Source organism: Hydrogenophaga sp., assembly GCF_028698005.1.
In the GTDB taxonomy this organism is placed as follows: domain Bacteria; phylum Pseudomonadota; class Gammaproteobacteria; order Burkholderiales; family Burkholderiaceae_C; genus Hydrogenophaga.
Genome location: NZ_JAQVEJ010000068.1, coordinates 1 through 3,496, shown reverse-complemented (window position 1 = coordinate 3,496; position 3,496 = coordinate 1). Strand labels below are relative to the sequence as shown.

Below are 3,496 nucleotides of genomic sequence, written 5' to 3'. Positions count from 1 at the left end.
CGCCGGCTGGCCGCCACGCCACGCGGCGTGGGCGTGATGGGCGACTTTTTCATCGAGCGGGCCCGCAATGCCGAGTTCTGGGACATTGAGGGCCGGCGCTTCATCGACTTTGCCGGTGGCATCGCGGTGCTCAACACCGGGCATGTGCATCCGAAGGTGCAGGCCGCGATCGCGGCGCAGTTGCAGCGCTTCACGCACAGTTGCTACCAGGTGGTGCCGTATGCCGAGTACGTGACGCTGGCCGAGCGCCTCAACGCGCTGGTCCCCATCGAGGGACCGGCCAAGACGGCCTTCTTCTCGACCGGTGCCGAAGCGGTGGAGAACGCCATCAAGATCGCGCGTGCGGCCACCGGCCGCAGCGGTGTGATCGCTTTCGGCGCGGCCTTCCACGGCCGCAGCCTGTTCTCGGTGGCGCTGACCGGCAAGGTGGTGCCCTACAAGGTGGGCTTCGGGCCGTTCCCGCCCGAGATCTACCATGTGCCTTTCCCCGCCGAGGGCGCTTCGCTGGCCGGGACGCAGCAGGCCATGGAGCAGGTGTTCAAGTGCGACATCGAACCCTCGCGCGTGGCCGCCATCATCTTCGAGCCGGTGCAGGGCGAGGGGGGCTTCAACCCGATCCAGGCCGAGGCGGTGCGCTGGCTGCGCCAGTTGTGTGACCAGCATGGCATCCTGCTGATCGCCGACGAGGTGCAGACCGGCTTTGCGCGCACCGGCCGGTTGTTCGCCATGGAGCACTTCGGTGTGAAGCCCGACCTCATCACCCTGGCCAAGAGCCTGGCCGGTGGCACCACGCTGTCGGCCGTGGCGGGCCGGGCCGCCGTGATGGATGGCCCCGCGCCGGGCGGCCTGGGCGGCACCTACGCGGGGCACCCGCTGGCCATCGCCGCCGCACACGCCGTGCTCGACGTCATGGCCGCGGAGCGTCTGCCCGAGCGCGCGCAGGCGCTGGGTGGCCAGTTGCTCGCCCACCTGAAGGCGCAGCAGGCGAAGCGGGCGCGCATCAGCGACGTGCGGGGCCTGGGTGCCATGGTGGCGTGCGAATTCGCCGACGCGAACGGTGCGCCCGATGCCGAGCTCGCCAAGGCCGTGCAGATGGCGGCGCTCAGGCGCGGCCTGTTGCTGCTGACCTGCGGCGTGCACGGCAATGTGATCCGTTTTCTCTTTCCGCTGACCATCGAGGACAGCGTCTTTGCCGAGGGACTGCAGATCCTGGACGCGGCCCTGGCCGAGGTCATGGGTTGACGGGGGCAGGGCTGGTGCGGGGATGTGTTTCGGGATAATCCGCAGGTTTTGACCACTGCCACGCCTCCCCCGATCTGGACCAAGACCGTGGACCGGCCGCTGCGCTCGTTCGGGCAATCGGCCGGCGTCTGGCTGTTTGCCCGTCTCATGGGGGTGCCGGTGCCCTGGTGCGCGGTGCGGCAGACCGACCCCGAGGCCCTGCTGGCCTACGAGCATCAGCGCCTGCTGGCACTGGCGGCGGCCGGCGAGGCGGTGCCGCCCGTGCTGGCTTTCGACGGCCGGTCGCTGACCACCGGGGACGTCGGCACCACGCTCGAGCGTCTGCTGCACCGCCTGCCCGAGGACGAGCGCTTGCCGCTGATGTGTGCGGCCGGTGCCGATCTGGCCGGTTTCCATGCCCGGGGCCACTGGCATGGTGGCGCCCAGGCCCGCAACCTGACCTGGGACGGCACGCGCTTTGCCCGCATCGATTTCGAGGAGCCGCTGCACCCGGCCATGCCGCTGCCGACGGTGCAGCTCTACGACGCGCTGCAACTGGTGATGTCACTGGCCCGCTTTCTGGAGCCCTTCGGGCCGCAGGCCGTCCGGACCGTGCTGTCGGCTTACCAGCGGGCCCGTGAGGCCGCTGCGGCCGGCGCCGGGCAGACGCCACCGGATCTGCCCGGTTTCATCCGCCATCTGCTGCCGCGCCTGCGCGCCGTGCAGCGCGTGGCCGAAAGCCTGCCCCGCTTGCGCCGGGCACGTGAGGTGGTGCGGCTGTGCACCGTGCTCGACGGCATGGCGGCCTTTGCGGCCGCCGACGGGCTCACTTCTTCACCGAGCAGGTGCTGAAGCCCAGCAGCGCATAGGGCGGGCACCAGCCCATCAGGCCGGTCAGCAGGGGGACCACGCCGATGTAGCCCCACAGGCCCACGGTGCCCGTGGCCGCGGCGGCGATGAGGGCGGCGCCCACGACGATGCGGATGATGCGGTCAATGCCGCCGACGTTCTTGGTCATGTGAAGGTTCTCCTGTAGGGATGACGATGCAACCATCGGCACCATGCCCCGCCGTTCCGGGGCTGGTGCACCCGCGTATTGGATACCGGGGGGGAGGTGGCCGTCTGTGACCGTGGTCACACAGGCGTGGTCGAGCCACCGGCCAGGGCCCGCAGCCGCGCGCTGTCGCAGATGGTGATGCACTCGCGCGAGAGCTCGACCAGACCATCGCGCTCGAAGCGGTGCAGCAGCCGGGTGACGATCTCGCGCACGGTGCCCAGCTCATCGGCGAGCGACTGGTGTGTGGCCCGTACCTGCTGACCGTGGCCCAGCAAGGTGGAGGCCAGGCGGCTGTCCAGGCGCTGGAAGGCGATGGCCTCGATCAGGCTGGTCAGATCCGCCATGCGGGAGGCGAACAGGCCCAGCACGAAATCCCGGAACCGGGCATCGGCCAGCGCCTGCCGGAACACCGGGGCAGGCAGCAGGGTCAGCGTCGTGGGCACCGTCGATAGCCCGCGCGCGGTCAGGGCCTGCCCGGCAAACAGACCGGCGGAGGAGACCAGGCACATCTCGCCCGGTTGCACCCGGTACAGCTCCAGCTCGCGGCCGTTGGTCGCGGCGCGGCACACCCGCACCTCGCCGGCAAGCAGCAGCGGGAAGCCCTGGCAGGGATCGTTCTCGCGAAACAGCACCGTGCCGGCGGGCACGGTCGTCACCGGCAGTGACGCCAGCAGCGGCATCACCGCTTCCAGCGCCGGATAGAGTGACAGCAGGGTCTGGCGGTGGACGGCATCCATGGCCACCATTGTAGGCAGAGCGCCGAAGCCGAACAGGCACCCCCGTTTTATTCAATGTTTTTGAATGATGGCTTCAAGCCGCTTCACGCTGCCGGTGGCCGTCCGTGCCTACACTCCTCCCATGTCCACCGCACACCCCACCCGTTACCACCCCGTCTCGGTACTGTTGCACTGGGTGCTGGGTCTGGCCCTGATCGGCCTGTTTGCCGTCGGCCTGTACATGACCGATCTGCCGTTTTCGCCCCAGCGCCTGAAGCTCTACAACTGGCACAAGTGGGCCGGTGTCACGCTGCTGGCCCTGTCGGTGTTCCGTCTGGTCTGGCGCCTGACGCACCGTCCGCCACCGCTGCCACGGGCCATCGAGACGGCGATGCCGCGCTGGCAGAGGCTGGCGCACCACGCCACACACCACGGTCTGTACCTGCTGTTCTTCGCCGTGCCGTTGCTGGGCTGGGCCTACAGTTCGGCGGCCGGTTTTCCC

The 3,496-nt window shown here is 69.6% G+C and carries 5 protein-coding genes; 3 read left to right on the top strand and 2 right to left on the bottom strand.

Features of this window, described 5'->3' with window-relative positions; genetic code table 11:
- Together gabT and PHQ87_RS08605 are read left to right on the top strand one after the other, a co-directional pair.
- On the top strand, positions 1–1,242 hold a 1,242-nt coding region (gene gabT / locus PHQ87_RS08610; RefSeq protein ID WP_300233053.1), incomplete at its 5' end, for a 4-aminobutyrate--2-oxoglutarate transaminase.
- A 48-nt stretch (positions 1,243–1,290) separates the two neighbouring features.
- Complete coding sequence (locus PHQ87_RS08605) at positions 1,291–2,073, top strand: hypothetical protein (RefSeq protein ID WP_300233052.1); 783 nt, start codon at positions 1,291–1,293, stop codon at positions 2,071–2,073.
- Here the strand turns inward: PHQ87_RS08605 and PHQ87_RS08600 are convergent.
- The gene (locus PHQ87_RS08600; RefSeq protein ID WP_300233050.1) at positions 2,048–2,239 is read right to left on the bottom strand and encodes a DUF2892 domain-containing protein; all 192 of its coding nucleotides are present in this window, start codon (positions 2,237–2,239) and stop codon (positions 2,048–2,050) included. The two genes, PHQ87_RS08605 and PHQ87_RS08600, sit on opposite strands and share 26 nt — an antisense overlap.
- A gap of 116 nt (positions 2,240–2,355) precedes the next feature.
- Complete coding sequence (locus PHQ87_RS08595; protein ID WP_300233048.1) at positions 2,356–3,015, bottom strand: Crp/Fnr family transcriptional regulator; 660 nt, start codon at positions 3,013–3,015, stop codon at positions 2,356–2,358.
- A gap of 121 nt (positions 3,016–3,136) precedes the next feature.
- On the opposite strand from PHQ87_RS08595, the gene PHQ87_RS08590 reads away from it, so the two are divergent.
- The coding region (locus tag PHQ87_RS08590) for a cytochrome b/b6 domain-containing protein (protein WP_300233046.1) at positions 3,137–3,496 on the top strand (360 nt) is incomplete at its 3' end.

Excerpts from the sequence above, each read along its gene's own strand:
- PHQ87_RS08600 (WP_300233050.1), bottom strand. The coding sequence starts at position 2,239 with ATGACCAAGAACGTCGGCGGCATTGACCGCATCATCCGCATCGTCGTG.
- PHQ87_RS08595 (WP_300233048.1), bottom strand. The coding sequence starts at position 3,015 with ATGGATGCCGTCCACCGCCAGACCCTGCTGTCACTCTATCCGGCGCTG.